The organism is Kitasatospora sp. LaBMicrA B282 (assembly GCF_050325825.1).
Lineage (GTDB): Bacteria > Actinomycetota > Actinomycetes > Streptomycetales > Streptomycetaceae > Kitasatospora.
Map to the genome: position 1 here is coordinate 1 of NZ_JBNQTI010000009.1, position 14,577 is coordinate 14,577.

The window sequence follows — 14,577 nt, forward strand, 5'->3', positions numbered from 1 at the left end:
GGGGGCGCGGCACTTTTGGCGGACCGGGTGGGAGCACGGTGGGCTTCGGCGGGCCCGGTGCCGGCACCGGGCCCGGCACCTCGGGGGGCGGCGCGTTGCCGGTCAGCGGTGCGCCGGGTCTCGCCGGCGGCGCCGGGTCCGCGGGTCTCCCGGGACAGGGCGCCGGCGGCCCCGGCACGGTCGGCGGCGAGGGCAACGGCCCGGGCAGCGGCCAAGGCGGCGGCATGAGCGGCCTGCTGGACGGCACCCGGGTCGGCGCCGACCTGACCGCGCTGCTGAAGCACGGCGCGCAGGGCTACACCTGGGTCGCCGCGGCGGTCGGTTCGCAGAACCAGGCCAGCTACCAACTCGCCTCCGGGGAACCGGTGATGGCCCTGGGCGGCTTCAACGGCACCGACCCGTCGCTGAGCCTGGCCGGCTTCCAACAGGACGTCCGCGCGGGCAAGGTGCACTACTTCCTCGGCGGCGGTTCCGGCCCGGGCCCGGGCGGCGGCTCCTCGGGCTCGTCCGACTCCGCGCAGATCAGCTCCTGGGTCGCCGCCCACTTCACGGCGAAGACCGTCGACGGCACCACCGTCTACGACCTCAGCGCACCGAGCAGCTGAGGCAGCCGAGGTAGCCGAGCAGCCGATCCGCCTCGAGCGGGAGCCGCCGACCGCAGGGAACCCTCCCCAGGTCGGCGGCCCCCGCTCTTAGCCACTCCACAGGTTCGGCACAGACCCGTCTCAGCAACCGGGCCCACGATGGCCGCCATGGCCGCACCCCCCACCTTCACCCCTGGTACCGCTGCGGAGCTCCGGCGGTCCGACGGCACGCCGCTGCGCCTGCTGGTCGTCGACGACGAGCAGGTGCTCACCGAACTGCTGTCGATGGCCCTGCGCTACGAGGGTTGGGAGGTGCGGGCCGCGCACGACGGCGCGTCCGCGCTGCGGCTGGCCCGTGCGTTCCGGCCGGATGCGGTCGTCCTGGACGTCATGCTGCCCGACGTCGACGGCCTGGCGGTGCTGGCCGGACTGCGCCGCGACCTGGCCGAGATCCCGGTGCTCTTCCTGACCGCCAGGGACGCGGTGGAGGACCGGATCGCCGGGCTCACCGCGGGCGGCGACGACTACGTCACCAAGCCGTTCAGCCTCGAGGAGGTGGTGGTCCGGCTGCGCGGGCTGCTGCGCCGCTCGGGGGCGGCCGCGGCCCGGGCCGAAGCGCGGATCGTGGTCGGCGACCTGGTGCTGGACGAGGACACCCACGAGGTGACCCGCGGCGGCCGGCAGATCGACCTGACCGCCACCGAGTTCGAGCTGCTGCGCTACCTGATGCGCAACCCGCGCCGGGTACTGAGCAAGGCGCAGATCCTGGACCGGGTCTGGTCCTACGAGTTCGGCGGCCAGACCAACATCGTCGAGCTGTACATCTCCTACCTGCGCCGGAAGATCGACGCCGGCCGGGCGCCGATGATCCACACCCGCCGCGGCGCCGGCTACTCGATCCGGCCGGCGGACAGCCCGTGAGCCACCCCCGCCTCGAGCCCGGGCGGGTGGCGCGGCCGGCCGTGCGCCGCTGGTCGCTGCGGGCCAGGCTGCTGGCCGCGCTGCTCGCCCTCCTCGCGGTCGCGTGCGGGGTGGTCGCGGTGGTGACCGCGGTCGTGCTGCACCAGGACCTCTACGGTCAGCTCGACCGCCAACTCGACGACGTCGCCCACCGCGCCGCCGGCCCGCCCGGCGCGCCCGCCACGCCGGGCGGGGACCTGTCCTTCGTGCTCGGCCCCGGCCAGCCGGTGGCCACGCTCGGCGTCGTGGTCGCCGCCGGCCAACCGGTCGAGGGCCGCACCAGCTCCGGTGCGCTCAGTCCCGACACCACCGAGCTGACCGCGGCCCAGCTCGCCGCGCTGACCCCCCTGGCCGCCGCCCGCGAGGGCGTCGTGCACTCGGTGCAGGTGCCCGGGCTCGGCGAGTACCGGGTCGAACTCGCCCCCGCCCACCAGGTGGGCGAGTCGTTGCTGGTCGGCCTGCCCACCGCCGACCCGCACGCCACCATGGTGCGGCTGGTGACCGCCGAACTGTGCGTCACCGCAGCCGCGTTGACGGCGGTCGGGCTGGTCGGCCTGGTCGCCACCGACGCGGCGCTGCGCCCGCTGCGCCGGGTGGCCGCCACCGCCACCCGGGTGTCGGAACTGCACCTGCACCAGGGCGAGGTGGACCTGCGGGAGCGGGTCCCCGAGCCGGACACCGACCCGCGCACCGAGGTCGGCCAGGTCGGCGCGGCGCTCAACAGGCTCCTGGGCCACGTCGGTTCGGCACTCGCGGTGCGGCACGAGAGCGAGTCCCGGGTCCGGCACTTCGTCGCCGACGCCAGCCACGAGCTGCGCACCCCGCTGGCCTCGATCCGCGGCTACGCCGAGCTGACCAGGCGCGGGCACGAGGAGATCGGCCCGCAGACCCGGCACGCGCTGGGCCGGATCGAGTCGGAGGCGGCCCGGATGACCACCCTGGTCGAGGACCTGCTGCTGCTCGCCCGGCTGGACGCCGGCCGCCCGCTCTCGCCCGCGCCGTTGGACCTCTCGCCGCTGGTGGTGGACTGCGTCAGCGACGCCCGGGCTGCCGGCGCCGGCCACCACTGGCGGGTCGAGCTGCCCGACGAGCCGCTGCTGGTGCACGGCGACCAGGCGCGGCTGCGTCAGGTGCTGGTGAACCTGCTGGCCAACGCCGGCCACCACACGCCGCCGGGCACCACGGTCACCGCGCGTGCCGCACACGCGGGCGGGCGGGTGCTGCTGGAGGTGGCCGACGACGGTCCGGGCATCCCGGCCGCGCTGCTGCCGCACGTCTTCGACCGGTTCGCCCGCGGTGACGCCTCGCGCTCCCGGCACGCCGGCAGCACCGGACTCGGCCTGGCGATCGTGCAGGCAGTGGTGTCCGCACACGCGGGCGGGCTCGAGGTGGCCAGCGTGCCGGGCCGCACGGTGTTCACCGTCAGCCTGCCCCCGGCGGCCGACGCCTCCGTGCCGGCCGTCGCGTCCGTACCGGCCGTCGCGTCCGTACCGGCCGTCGCCGGGGCGGCCGCCGGCGGTTCATAACCGCGCCACAGGTCGGGCACACGGCAGCGACAGCCCGGCGCCGCACGGTTGCTCCATGCGAACCCCGACCCCCCTGTCGAGCCCGATCACCAGCGCCCAGCACCGCCTGCCCGCCCGGGAGTTCCTCGACCCCGGGCACCCCGCCCCGGTGATCGACGTGGTCGTCCCGGTGCACAACGAGGAGCAGGACCTGGAGCCGTGCGTGCGGCGGCTGCACGCACACCTGACCACCGCCTTCCCGTACCGCTTCCGGATCACCGTCGCCGACAACGCCAGCACCGACCGCACGGCGGCCCTGGCCCACGCGCTGGCGGCGGAGTTCGCGGAGGTCCGCGCGGTCCGTCTCGACCGCAAGGGCCGCGGGCGGGCACTGCGCGCGATCTGGCTGGCCTCCGACGCGCCGGTGCTGGTCTACATGGACGTCGACCTGTCCACCGGGCTCAACGCGCTGCTGCCGCTGGTCGCCCCGCTGATCAGCGGCCACTCCGACCTGGCGATCGGCTCGCGGCTGACGCACTCCTCGCGGGTGGTGCGCGGACCCAAGCGCGAGTTCATCTCCCGCACCTACAACCTGATCCTGCGCGGCAGCCTGGCCGCCCGCTTCTCCGACGCCCAGTGCGGGTTCAAGGCCATCCGCGCCGACGTCGCCCAGCACCTGCTGCCGCTGGTCGAGGACACCGCCTGGTTCTTCGACACCGAGATGCTGGTGCTCGCCGAACGCGCCGGACTGCGGATCCACGAGGTGCCGGTGGACTGGGTGGACGACCCGCACTCCAGCGTCGACATCCTGCGCACCGCCACCGACGACCTCCGGGGCGTCTGGCGGATCGGCCGCGCACTGGCCACCGGCCGCCTCCCACTGGAGCGCCTGCGCCGCCCGTTCGGCGACGACCCGCGCGACGCCGGGGTGGACCGGGTGCCGGCCGGCCTGGCCCGGCAACTGCTCGGCTTCACCGCGGTCGGACTGGCGAGTACCGCGCTCTTCCTCGCGCTGTACTCGCTGCTGCGCCTGACCACCGGCCCGCAGCCGGCCAACGCGCTGGCCCTGCTGCTCGCCACGCTCGCCAACACCGCCGCGAACCGCCGCCTGACCTTCGGCGTGCGCGGACGCGCCCACGCGCTGCGCCACCAGGCCCAGGGGCTGGCGGTGTTCACCGCCGCCTGGGTACTGAACGCCGGCGCACTGGCGGCCCTGCACACCCTCGGCAGCGCGGCCTCACGTCCGGCGGAGCTGGCGGTCCTGGTGGCGGCGAACCTGGCGGCGACCGTGCTGCGCTTCCTGCTGTTCCGCACCTGGATCTTCACCGCCGACCGGTAGCGCGCAGGCAGGGGACGGGAGCGCCCGGATCCCGCGGATCGGCACCAGCGCGACGATCCCACCGTCCATCGCGTTCCTGGCTCAACGCCGTGGGGCGGGAAGGACCTCGGCGCGGCAGTCCCGGATCGCGCCGGTGATCCGTTCGGCCCAGTCCGCCGGACGTCCGTGGCCGAGGAGCCGGGAGAGCTGTGCCATGTGCCGGCGGCGTTCGGCCGGGGTGAGGGCGAGGGCGCGGGCCAGGACGGTGCTGAGGTCCTCGGACGAGTGCGGGTCGGTGAGCAGGGCCGCGTCGCCGAGTTCGGCGGCGGCGCCGGTGTGGCGGGAGAGCACCAGGATGCCCGGTCCGTCTGCACGGTGCTGGGGGAGGGCGGACTGGGCGGCGATGAACTCCTTGGCGGTCAGGTTCATCCCGTCCTGCAGGGAGGTCACCCAGAACACCTCGGCTGCCAGGTACTCGGCGACGACCTCGGCCGCGGACAGGCTGCGGGGAAGGTAGTCGACCGGTTGCCAACCATCGTGCCGCCACTTGGTGTTGATCTCGGTGATGCGCCGTTCGAGCTGCCGGCGGGTGGTGTCGTAGGCGGTGATGCCGGGTTCGGGCGGCGGGCAGACGAGTCGGAAGGTGAGTCGGCCGCGCAGCTCGCGCCGGTGCGTGAGCAGGTGGTCGATGGCGTCGACCTTCTGGACGGGGGCCTTGGCGTAGTCGAGGCGTTCGACCGAGAGCACCACGCGGCCGGTGGCCGGGCGGCGCCGTGGTGTGCGGCGGCGGGCGAGGTTCTCGATGGCCGGGCGGTCGATCCCGAGTGGGTGGACGGCGATACGCGGCAGGTCGGCCAGGTCGGGCAGGTCGGCCAGGGTCCGGCGGAAGCGATCGGCGAAGCGGGCGGTGTGGAAGCCGGCCCAGTCCAGGCTCGCCAGCGACGCGCGCAGTTCGGCGGCGACCGGGAGGGTGGCGAAGACGTCCGGCGGCGGGAAGGGGGTGTGGTGGAAGAGTCCGGTCCTGAGGTCGGGACGGGCGGCGCGCAGCAGGCCGGGGACGAGCCACAGGTTGTAGTCGTGGAGCCAGACGGTGGCGCCGAGGGCGGCCTCGGCGCTGACCTGCTGGGCGAAGCGGGCGTTCACCGCCCGGTAGGCGGCCCAGGCCTGCTCGTCGAAGCGCGACCGGTCGGGTTCGGACATCAGCACCGGCCAGAGCGTCTCCTTGCAGGCGCGGTGGAAGTAGCCGCTCCACTCGGCGGTGCCGAGCGGCACGAAGGACAGCGGGAGCCCGCTCCGGTGCGGGCGGGTGGCCTGCCGGTCGTCGCCGGTCAGGGCCGTGACCCAGACTCCCGGCAGGCCGTCGGCGAAGGCGCTGGTCAGGGTGGGCAGGATGCCGTTGGGGCTGGCGGGCGGCTGCCAGCTCGCGCCGTTCCAGTGCAGCGGGGGGCGGTGGTAGGCCACCACGAGCGAGTGCCGGCGCGCACAACGGTCGGTGGCGGGGGAGACCCAGCCGAGGTGCCGGAGCGCCGCGTGGATGCCGCCCGCGCCGGCCCGGCGGGGGTGGTGGACCGGGGGAGCCGCGGCGAGGGCGGCGAGCAGCGCGGGTTCGGCACCGGCGACGACCACGGCGTGCGCGCCGAGCCGGAACAGTGACAGGTCGTTGAGGGAGTCGCCGGCGACCAGCATCTCGTCCGGCCGCCAGCCGAGTTTCCCGGCCAGGGTCTGAAGCGCGTTGCCCTTGGAGGCTTCCAGTGGCAGCACGTCGAAGTAGCGGCCCGCGGAGTACACCCAGCTGCAGCCGAGGGCTTCGACGGCTGCGGTGAGCTCGCCCGTGAGCCGGCCCGGGGCGAGGTGGTAGGAGCAGCGCCCGTCCTGCTGGACGCCGTGCTGGTAGGAGAGCGCGGGGAAGCGGCGTAACGCGGCCCGCACGCGGTCCGGTCCCGGCCAGCCGGCGCGGAGCTGGTCCTGTACCGGCTCCACGGCGGTGAAGTCCGCGGCGTCGATGACGGTGGCGCCGACGTCGGCGATGATCCACCGCGGCTTCGGGACGAGCGGATCGCGCAGCACCTCGCGGACGGAGGCCAGTCCCCGGCCGGTGGCGAAGACCAGGGTCACGTCCGGACGGCGGGCCAGGGCGTCCCGCAGCCGGCGCCGGTCGTCCCGGGTGCCGCCGAGTAAGGTGCCGTCCAGATCGGTGACCAGAATCCTCGACATCCGAGCGACGCTAACACCACATCCCAGTGTGGTGAAGTGTTCACCTCACCCGTACCTGGACCGCTTCGGGGTTGACCGCCAACCGCAGTCGTTCGGCCGGCCGGACGGCGGGTCGAGCCGGTACCTGGGACCCGGCGCCTAACCTCGGGGACATGACGATTCAGCGCATGGACAACACCGGCATCGTCGTCGGCGACCTCGATGCCGCCATCGCCTTCTTCACCGAGCTCGGCATGGAGTTGGAAGGCCGGGCGCAGATCGCGGGAGGCTGGGCGGAGAAGGTCGTCGGACTTGACGACATGCGATGCGAGATCGCGATGCTGCGGGTCCCGGACGGCCCGGGCCGGCTCGAACTGGCGCAGTACCACTCCCCGGAGGCGATCGCCCCCCAGCCGGGGCCCACGCCGTCGAACACGCTGGGCCTGCACCGCGTCATGTTCGCCGTCGACGACATCGAGGACACCATCGCGCGGCTGCGCCCGTACGGGGGCGAGCTCGTCGGCGACGTGTCGCGCTTCGAGGACGGCTACCTGCTCTGCTACCTCCGCGGGCCGAGCGGCATCATCCTCGGCCTGGCCCAGCAGCTGAGCTGAGGCTCCTGCACAGCGGCAACACCGCTGGACCCCGACCGTCCCGCCCGTCCTCCGTGCCCGTCCTCCGTGCCCGCCCTCCCCAGCCGGCCGCCTCGCGGGCGGCTCCGCTGAGACGGGGATCACCGCGCGGCCCGGAATGTGCGCCTCGTCCGCCAGGTTGTGGCCCGTGCACACGCAGGAGAACGGTTCGCGGCGTTGCGGCGGACCGAGAGGGATGGGGGATCAGATGGGGCGGGACAAGGCTCTTGTGCTCGGGGGCGGCGGCGTGGCCGGGATCGCCTGGACGTTCGGCGTGCTCGCCGGGCTGGCCGACGGCCCGTCAGGGGTGGACGTCAGGACGCCGGACGTGGTGATCGGGACGTCGGCGGGCTCGGTGGTGGCGGCGCAGCTGCGCCCCGAGGTGTCGCTGCTCGAGCGTTACGAGCAGCAGATCAAGCCGCGGCCGGCCGGTGCCGAGACGGAGCTGACGCCCGTCGGACTCGACATCCAGGAGTTGTGGCAGCAGCTCACCGAGGCACGTTCCGGCACGGGCGACCCGCAGGAGCAGCGACGCCGGGTCGGCGCGCTCGCGCTGGCGGCGCCGACCGTGGACGAGGCCGCCCGGCGGGCCTCGGTGGCCGCCCGGCTGGCGCTGTCGACCTGGCCGGCGGGCGACGTGCGGATCACCGGGGTGGACGCCCGCACCGGCGAGGACGTGGTGTTCACCCGGGAGTCGGGCGTCGACCTCCTCGACGCGGTCGCGGCGAGCTGTGCGGTGCCCGGCGTCTGGCCGCCCGTCACGATCGGGGACCGCCGCTACGTGGACGGCGGCGTGCGCACCATGGTGAACGCCGACCTCGCCACGGGCTTCGACCGGGTGCTGATCCTCGCCCCGCTCGCCACGCCCGAGCTCGACGAGGAGGTGGCCGAACTGGCGCGGCACTCCCGGGTGGTGCTGATCACCGCCGACGAGACCGCCCAGACCGCCTTCGGCGCCAACCCGCTCGATCCGAGCACCCGCACCCCCGCCGGCCTGGCCGGCTTCGCGCAGGGGCGGGAGAACGTCGAGACCGTGCGCGCCCTCTGGGTCGGGTAGCGGCCGGCGCGGTCGAAGGCACTCGGCCGGCCGTGCTGCTCAGGGTCCTCACAGCGGGCATCCCCGGCCGGACCGCCGCCCGGGGATGCCCGCACCCACTGGGCCGTGTCCGAACCGTCGGCCCCGGGCCGGTCATCACCAGAGCGGTGGGGCGGTTCCTCCCGACTGTACGTCATGGTCCGGCAACGGCTGTCGGACCGCACGGCTAGGTTGGCCTGCGGATGGACGGCGTGGTCGCAGAAGGGACACGAGGTGGGGCAGTGGGCGGGGTTCGAGGATGCGGCCGAGCTGGTTCGCATCACCGGGGCACATGCCTATCCGGCGCTGGCCAGTACGAGCGCTGATGGTGGCGTCCTGCTGGTGTCCGCAGGAGAGGACGGGGTGTACCGCTGGGATCCGGACACCGGCGAGCGGTTGTGGCGAGCCGAAGGAAGCTACGAGGGGGTGCAGGGTCTCGCCACCGTCTACGCCGAGGGTGTGCCGGTGCTGGCCGCGGGCACCGTGATGACCGGCATGGTGCGCTGGGATGCCCGGACCGGCGAGCAACTTCCCGGCTGCGACCCGGACTACCCCTCGTTCTGGGACGTCGACACCGCCGTGCTGCCAGGCGGCCGCGCCATCGTCGTCGGTGCCAGCGACAACGACCTCTTCCGCATGGACGCGCTCACCGGCGAACTGGTTGACGACCCGTCGGGCCGGCAATGGAGATCCTTCGGCCGGGCGCGCTGGAGCACGCTGGCGGTGAGGTGCTGCACGCTCGGCGACGGCACGGTGGCGATCGTCGCCGGCACCAGGGGTGCCGAAGTGCTACGCATCGACGCGCTCACCGGACAGCCGCTCGGCCCCACCCTGCAGCTCGACGAAGAGGCGCTGTGCGTCCCGCAGGTGGCGACCGTGGACCTGCCCGACGGCGCGACGCTCATGGTGGGCGCCGAATTCGAAGGCCGTATCCGCCGGTGGAACCTGCACACCGGCGAACCGGTGGGCGAACCCATCGACACCGGCGAGCAACTCCCGCAGCTGGCCGCGCTACGCCTGGCCGGGGAGCCCGTCCTGATCACCTCGAGCGACACGCAGGCCGTGAGGTGCTGGCACGCGGTCACCGGCGAACTGCTCGGCACCTTGCCGCACATCGGCCGGTCCTGGTGCACGACCAGCCCGGACGGCGCGGTCCTGCTGGCGGGCACGACCCACGCCGGTGACCTGGCCCTCTACCGCCTGGGCAGCGCAGAGCACACGGGCGGCTGACCACGACGGCCACGGCATGCCGCCGTGCGGCGCGGCCGCAGGCCCTGGCGTTGCTGGTCCGCACGGCTCAGGAGACGGTGAGGACCCACGTGTCGGTGCCGAGCTGAACCTGGCAGTCACCCGAATCGCACACCACGGGCGGGAGCAGGCGGGCGTCGACGTGGAACGCGACGCTGACGTTACCCAGGTAGCTGGCACTGGACACGCTGGCGGCCTCGACCAGCGTGCTGCTGTGCGGGCCGAGGAACTGCGGGTAGGTGGAGCTGCCCGTGCTGGACACCAGTGCCAGGACGGCCCCGGTCTGGTTCCGGATGGTCAGGGGTACTGTGGTGACCGGTGCGCCGACGCCCGTGTCGCCGCCGGTGCCGTTGAACGAACCCACGTTGTTGTCCCGGCCGGCGTTGAAGATGTCACCGCCCGCCTGCTGGTTGACGTTGTTCCAGTTCATGTTCATGACGAGGTCGCGATGCCGGTCGACGGCGTTGGCCGTGGTGAGGGGCAGCATGACCGCGGCGGCCGCGGTGGCCAGTGCGGTGGCGGTCCTGACGGTTCGGCGCACGGATCGTCCCTTCGAGTCCCGGGGTGGCTCTGGTCACCCTAGGAAGTGGTCCCGGCCGGTGCCGGGACTGTCGCCCACGCGGGTGATGTCGTTGCGCTGGTTGCCCCGGTGACGTGCACCGCGCCTACGCCGCCAGGGGCACGTCACCGCCCGGGTGTTCCGCAACCCCGGCTGAACCCGGCCGTCGGCCGCCCTTCCCATCGCAGGCCGGCCGGCACGGCAGCCCCGCGGGATGCGGGTGACCCGCCGGCCCCAGGGTCGTTGGGTCGATGACCGACTTCCTGTGCTGGAGGATCCGTGCCCCGCATCGCCGCCGCTGCCCTCGCCGTCCTCGCCACCCTGTGCGTGATGTCCGTTGGCGGGCGCAACGGTCGGAGCAACCCTGGGGCCGCGCAGCAGGTCCGGCGCAAGCGCCCGCCACAGCGCCCGCCAGACACCTCCGCCGGCCCTGACCCAGGCGTGCGCCACAGAGTCGTCCGGGCCGTCGGGGCCGCGCGGTGTCGGTGGGCCGTCAGCGAGGACAGCGACCTGTCGGTGGGCTGTGAGCGCCCTCGGGGACAGTGGGAGGGAGGGTGTGACCGGCTGTGAAGGTGTGGTCCCGCCCGCCTCCAGATCAGTTCGAGCCCCGGGAGTACCCCCATGCCCTCCGCGTCCGACGCCCCGCAGTGGAACGTTCACCGGCTGCCCCGTGCCGAGGGAAGAAGCGTTCTGGTCACCGGCGGCAACGCGGGCATCGGGTACTTCGTCGCCGAGCAACTCGCGGGCACCGGGGCCACCGTCGTTCTCGGCTGTCGTGACGCGGCGAAGGCCGAAGCCGCGATCGCCTCCATCGGTTCGCGCGTTCACGGTGCCGAGGTGCGATACGTGCCGCTGGACCTGGCCGATCTCGGTTCACTGGAGGCCTCCGTGGACGCGCTCGGCCTGGACCGCCTGGACGCGGTCGTCCACAACGCCGGTGTGGCGCTCGACCATCCGACACGCTGCGAGACCAACGCCGGCCACGAGCTGATGTTCGCCACCAACCACCTGGGTCACTTCGCCCTGACCCACTACCTGACCCCCCTGCTCGCGGTGACCCCGGGGAGCCGGCTCGTCACGACCGGCAGCTTCGCCGCGAAGTCCGAACGCCTGAACCTCGACGATCTCCAGAGCACGCAGGACTACCGGCCCAAGCGGGCGTACGCGCGCTCCAAGTTGGCCCAGATGCTCTTCGCCCTCGAACTCGACCGTCGTCTACGCGCTGTCGGCAGTACGACGACGAGCGTGCTCGTCCATCCCGGCGGCGCACTCGATGCCCTCACCCCTTCGCGTCCGCCGGTCCAGGTCCGGACCACTGGCGAGCGGCTGCGCCACCTCCCGCTCGGCCTTGTCGTCCAGGGCAAGGAGGCCGCCGCGTGGCCCGCCGTGCGCGCCGTGCTCGACCCGAGCGTTCGCGGCGGCCGGCTGTGGAGCCCCCGCCGGTTCGGGCTGCGCGGAACGCCCAGGACCGAGCCCGTCTGGAGCCACCTGGCCGACACCGCGACCGCGGCGCGCCTGTGGGAGGCCAGCTGCGACCTGACCGGCATCGACCTGACGCTCGCCCCGCGGACCAGGCTCGACGGGAAGCAGGCCGACGGCTGAAGCCACCGCGCGACTCCTCGCAGCAGTCGAAGCCGGACAGTCAGCGGGACTTTCCCGTCGAACGCCCGCTCAGGAGGTCAGCGGTCGGACACCGGCGGGGGACTGCGGGGCCTGGTGGCCGGTGGTGGCGAGCATCCGGGTCTCACCGCTGTCACTGATCTCGGCCCGGACCGCGCCGGTGGGATCGGCGTAGATCGGGTAGCCGCCCGGTCCGACCGTGCCGGTGGGGTGCACCCGCACCACGTCCTCGTGCCCGGCACGGGTGAAGACCAACTCGTAGCCGGCCGCCGGCCCCGTACTGCTCTCGGCGGTCTGCTGCGGCGGCGTCTCGGTGGCCGGGCGGGCGAGGACGGTGAGCGCACCCGCGGCGATCGCCGCCGCCGGCATCAACCGGTGCAGGATCTCCAGCGCCCCCCGGTGATCACCCTCGTGCCAATGCCGCTGCGCGTCGGCGGCCAGGTCACGCACCTCGGCGAGCTTGGCGGCCGCGACCTCGGCGGGGCCTTCTGCTGGGTCGGTCATGGTGGCACCCCGATCGCTGATCCGGACGGCAGCCCCGGGAACCAGCCTGACACCAAGCATTCCGCGCGGCCACCAGCGGTGCGCGTCGTGGCCTGCCGCACGGCCGCCCGCGCACCTGGTCAGCCGGGCCCGGACCGTCGAGCGCCCCGGTGCTACTGCTCCTCGGCAGCCGACTCCAGCACCGCAAGCCAGCTCGGCGCGATCACGTGCGACGGGCACCCGTGGTCGGCGAAGACGATCTGCCCGTGGGTGCCGAGCGGGCCCGGATCGAGGTCCAGGACGATCAGCGAACCGTCGGGCACCGAGGCGAGCGGCAACCAGCCCGGGCGCCAGCCCCAGTCACGGCGGATCTCGTCGTCCGGCTCCTCACTGCTCCAGATCTCGCCCAGCCGGCCGTAGGTGTACAGCAGTTCGTCCAGGTTCCAGTGCAGGTAGCCGCGCGACTCCTCGTCCTCCGACTCCTCGCCGTCCCCCCGGTCCTCGGCCGGGACCACACCGCCGTGGACCGCCAGCGAGGCGGCGAAGTCGACCGGCAGCGTGAGTCCCAGTGTCCGTTCCACCTCCGCGATCCGCTCCGGGGCGGCGGGAGCGCCGAACCTCGCCTCCGAGTCCTGCGTGCCGGCCTCGATCCGTGCCCAGGCCGCCGCCACCCGCGCCCGGATCCGGGCGCTCTGCGCCTCGTCCGGCACCGTCCTGGGCGGTGCGGCCTGCGGGTCGTCCACCCCGGCCCGGCGCAGCCACTCCTCGGCAGCCTCCTGCTCGGCGCGGCCCAGCAACGCCAGCCGGGCGGCCGCCCGCCAGCGCAGCACCGCCGCACGCTCCTCGTCCTCCACCAGGTCGAGCAGCGCGCGGCGCAGCGCCGGCCGGTGTTCGGGGCCGGCTTCGAGGACCAGGCTGGGCACGTCCCGCGGCGCCTCCTCGCCGCGGCGGGCCAGGAGGTCCTGCGGGGCGAGGGCCAGCGAGGCCAGCGCGATCGCCACCGCGTCCGGTACGAACCCCGGATCCAGCGCGGTCAGCGGCCGAGCCAGCGCCTCCAGGGCCAGCCCGCGGGCCAGCGCTCGGTCGGCCGTCTCGCGGGCTTCCCGGTGCGTGTCGGGTCCGAGGGCCAGCAGCACCCGGATCGCTCCGGTGGCCTCCCAACGGTCGCCCGTGGCGGCGATCGCCTGCTGCGCCTCGATCACCTCGCTCCGTTGCGCCGGCCCGAGCAGCGCGTAGCTCCGTGCGCAGGCGTTCTGGTGGCGGGGGCGGCACTGGCGGTAGCGGGCGACGGCGGCCGGGATCTGCGTCGGATCCAGCACGGCCAGCGCGATCAGCGTCGGCAGCGGCTCGTAGCCCTCGGGGCGCTCCCGCAGCATCACGTCGTCGCGGACGGCCGGGTCGCTCCCCGGGTCGGCGAGGTAGCCGCGCAGCCGGACGGCGGCCGTCTCGCGCTGGTCCGGAGCCAGCTCCAGCAGGGCTCGGCAGACCTGGGCGCGGGTGTCGTCGTCATGGTCCAGCAGGTGGTCGAGCAGCTGTCCGACAGCCGGCCGCCGTGGGTCCCCGGCGTGCAGACCGCGAGCCGCGGCGAGCACCGCGGCGGTGTTCGCGACCGCCCCCTCGGGCAGCAGCACGGCTGCCGGGCAGCTCGACTCCAACGCGGTCATGCGCACCACTTCCGTACGTCTCGCTCGTGTCCACCGATGACGGGAAGAACGTAGCGCCCGGGTCGGACGGTTCACCTGGCAGGCAGCTGGGCGTGACAGCCGGGCGTGACAGCTGGGCATGTGCCAGGGTGACTACTCATCCGGCCGTAGCTTCACGCGAGTTTACGAAGAGCGGCTTGAGCCCCATCCGGTCGACCATGCACAGTCAGGTCTCGCTCGGCAGCGTCAAGTTCCGATCCAGACACCGTGCTCGAGTCCGTCCCCGGAGCAAAAAGGGAGTCCCGATGATCAGGTCCGCCGCACGCCTCGCCACTCCGCTACTCCTCGCACTGGCCACCTTCGGCATGGCCGCCCCGGCACACGCCGACACTCCGCTCACCGTCGGCTTCGGGTTCGGGGCGTGCACGGACGACGGCCTGATGCCCGGCAAGGTGAACGTCGACCAGTTCGACTGCAGCGCCGGGGCCAGCGGGGGCACCGGCAGCTACACCTACACCTTCAGCGGCGTGGCCTACGCCAGCTTCGTGGGCTACATCAGCCCCGACGACGGCTGGGGCATGTGCAACGAGGGCCACCACGCAACCGTGCAGGTCACCGTGACGGACTCCGCCGGCGCCACCGCGAGTGCCCAGACCACCTTCCTCTGCGCCGACCTCTAGCCGCAGGCGCCCCGCCCTCCGGTGGCCTGGACCGCCCGGTCGGGCCAGGCCACCACCGGACGCCGGTGGGCTCCCTC

The 14,577-nt window shown here is 74.0% G+C and carries 12 protein-coding genes and 1 pseudogene; 9 read left to right on the forward strand and 4 right to left on the reverse strand.

Features of this window, described 5'->3' with window-relative positions; genetic code table 11:
- The 4 genes and pseudogenes from ACQRUO_RS04605 to ACQRUO_RS04620 all read left to right on the forward strand — a co-directional run.
- A pseudogene (locus ACQRUO_RS04605) lies at nt 1-605 on the forward strand (glycosyl transferase); the annotation flags it as partial.
- A 147-nt stretch (nt 606-752) separates the two neighbouring features.
- Nucleotides 753-1,505 (forward strand): response regulator transcription factor, encoded by a 753-nt coding sequence (locus ACQRUO_RS04610; RefSeq protein ID WP_428314406.1) that lies wholly within the window; start codon nt 753-755, stop codon nt 1,503-1,505.
- Nucleotides 1,502-3,070 carry a HAMP domain-containing sensor histidine kinase gene (locus ACQRUO_RS04615; RefSeq protein ID WP_428314407.1) on the forward strand — a complete coding sequence of 523 codons (1,569 nt, stop codon included), beginning with the start codon at nt 1,502-1,504 and terminating at the stop codon, nt 3,068-3,070. Before ACQRUO_RS04610 ends, ACQRUO_RS04615 begins: the two co-directional genes overlap by 4 nt.
- A 55-nt stretch (nt 3,071-3,125) precedes the next feature.
- Nucleotides 3,126-4,388 (forward strand): glycosyltransferase, encoded by a 1,263-nt coding sequence (locus ACQRUO_RS04620; protein ID WP_428314408.1) that lies wholly within the window; start codon nt 3,126-3,128, stop codon nt 4,386-4,388.
- 81 nt (nt 4,389-4,469) lie between these two features.
- Here ACQRUO_RS04620 and ACQRUO_RS04625 read toward each other — a convergent pair whose 3' ends face one another.
- The gene (locus tag ACQRUO_RS04625) at nt 4,470-6,581 is read right to left on the reverse strand and encodes a trehalose-6-phosphate synthase (protein WP_428314409.1); all 2,112 of its coding nucleotides are present in this window, start codon (nt 6,579-6,581) and stop codon (nt 4,470-4,472) included.
- A 152-nt stretch (nt 6,582-6,733) separates the two neighbouring features.
- Here ACQRUO_RS04625 and ACQRUO_RS04630 point away from each other — a divergent pair, with 152 nt between their 5' ends.
- The 3 genes from ACQRUO_RS04630 to ACQRUO_RS04640 all read left to right on the forward strand — a co-directional run bounded on the left by ACQRUO_RS04630 (nt 6,734) and on the right by ACQRUO_RS04640 (nt 9,497).
- Nucleotides 6,734-7,174 (forward strand): VOC family protein, encoded by a 441-nt coding sequence (locus tag ACQRUO_RS04630; protein WP_428314410.1) that lies wholly within the window; start codon nt 6,734-6,736, stop codon nt 7,172-7,174.
- Between the two features lie 226 nt (nt 7,175-7,400).
- Nucleotides 7,401-8,249 (forward strand): patatin-like phospholipase family protein, encoded by an 849-nt coding sequence (locus tag ACQRUO_RS04635; RefSeq protein WP_428314411.1) that lies wholly within the window; start codon nt 7,401-7,403, stop codon nt 8,247-8,249.
- Nucleotides 8,250-8,423: 174 nt separating this feature from the next.
- Nucleotides 8,424-9,497: a WD40 repeat domain-containing protein gene (locus ACQRUO_RS04640; RefSeq protein ID WP_428314412.1), complete on the forward strand. Its 1,074-nt coding sequence runs from the start codon at nt 8,424-8,426 to the stop codon at nt 9,495-9,497.
- Nucleotides 9,498-9,564: 67 nt separating this feature from the next.
- Here the strand turns inward: ACQRUO_RS04640 and ACQRUO_RS04645 are convergent, their stop codons facing one another.
- Nucleotides 9,565-10,056: a hypothetical protein gene (locus tag ACQRUO_RS04645; protein ID WP_428314413.1), complete on the reverse strand. Its 492-nt coding sequence runs from the start codon at nt 10,054-10,056 to the stop codon at nt 9,565-9,567.
- Nucleotides 10,057-10,695: 639 nt separating this feature from the next.
- On the opposite strand from ACQRUO_RS04645, the gene ACQRUO_RS04650 reads away from it, so the two are divergent.
- Nucleotides 10,696-11,676, forward strand: coding sequence for an SDR family NAD(P)-dependent oxidoreductase (locus ACQRUO_RS04650; RefSeq protein WP_428314414.1), 981 nt, complete (start codon nt 10,696-10,698; stop codon nt 11,674-11,676).
- Between the two features lie 69 nt (nt 11,677-11,745).
- On the opposite strand, the gene ACQRUO_RS04655 is transcribed toward ACQRUO_RS04650, so the two are convergent.
- Both ACQRUO_RS04655 and ACQRUO_RS04660 read right to left on the reverse strand, forming a co-directional pair.
- Nucleotides 11,746-12,198 carry a DUF6296 family protein gene (locus ACQRUO_RS04655; protein WP_428314415.1) on the reverse strand — a complete coding sequence of 151 codons (453 nt, stop codon included), beginning with the start codon at nt 12,196-12,198 and terminating at the stop codon, nt 11,746-11,748.
- Nucleotides 12,199-12,350: 152 nt separating this feature from the next.
- Complete coding sequence (locus ACQRUO_RS04660) at nt 12,351-13,841, reverse strand: SMI1/KNR4 family protein (protein WP_428314416.1); 1,491 nt, start codon at nt 13,839-13,841, stop codon at nt 12,351-12,353.
- Nucleotides 13,842-14,125: 284 nt separating this feature from the next.
- Here ACQRUO_RS04660 and ACQRUO_RS04665 point away from each other — a divergent pair, with 284 nt between their 5' ends.
- Entirely contained in the window at nt 14,126-14,500 is a 375-nt protein-coding gene (locus tag ACQRUO_RS04665; protein WP_428314417.1) for a hypothetical protein, read from the forward strand.
- Nucleotides 14,501-14,577 lie beyond the last annotated feature (77 nt).

Excerpts from the sequence above, each read along its gene's own strand:
- ACQRUO_RS04610 (WP_428314406.1), top strand. The coding sequence starts at position 753 with ATGGCCGCACCCCCCACCTTCACCCCTGGTACCGCTGCGGAGCTCCGG.
- ACQRUO_RS04620 (WP_428314408.1), top strand. The coding sequence starts at position 3,126 with ATGCGAACCCCGACCCCCCTGTCGAGCCCGATCACCAGCGCCCAGCAC.
- ACQRUO_RS04625 (WP_428314409.1), bottom strand. The coding sequence starts at position 6,581 with ATGTCGAGGATTCTGGTCACCGATCTGGACGGCACCTTACTCGGCGGC.
- ACQRUO_RS04630 (WP_428314410.1), top strand. The coding sequence starts at position 6,734 with ATGACGATTCAGCGCATGGACAACACCGGCATCGTCGTCGGCGACCTC.
- ACQRUO_RS04635 (WP_428314411.1), top strand. The coding sequence starts at position 7,401 with ATGGGGCGGGACAAGGCTCTTGTGCTCGGGGGCGGCGGCGTGGCCGGG.
- ACQRUO_RS04640 (WP_428314412.1), top strand. The coding sequence starts at position 8,424 with ATGGTCCGGCAACGGCTGTCGGACCGCACGGCTAGGTTGGCCTGCGGA.
- ACQRUO_RS04650 (WP_428314414.1), top strand. The coding sequence starts at position 10,696 with ATGCCCTCCGCGTCCGACGCCCCGCAGTGGAACGTTCACCGGCTGCCC.
- ACQRUO_RS04655 (WP_428314415.1), bottom strand. The coding sequence starts at position 12,198 with ATGACCGACCCAGCAGAAGGCCCCGCCGAGGTCGCGGCCGCCAAGCTC.
- ACQRUO_RS04660 (WP_428314416.1), bottom strand. The coding sequence starts at position 13,841 with ATGACCGCGTTGGAGTCGAGCTGCCCGGCAGCCGTGCTGCTGCCCGAG.
- ACQRUO_RS04665 (WP_428314417.1), top strand. The coding sequence starts at position 14,126 with ATGATCAGGTCCGCCGCACGCCTCGCCACTCCGCTACTCCTCGCACTG.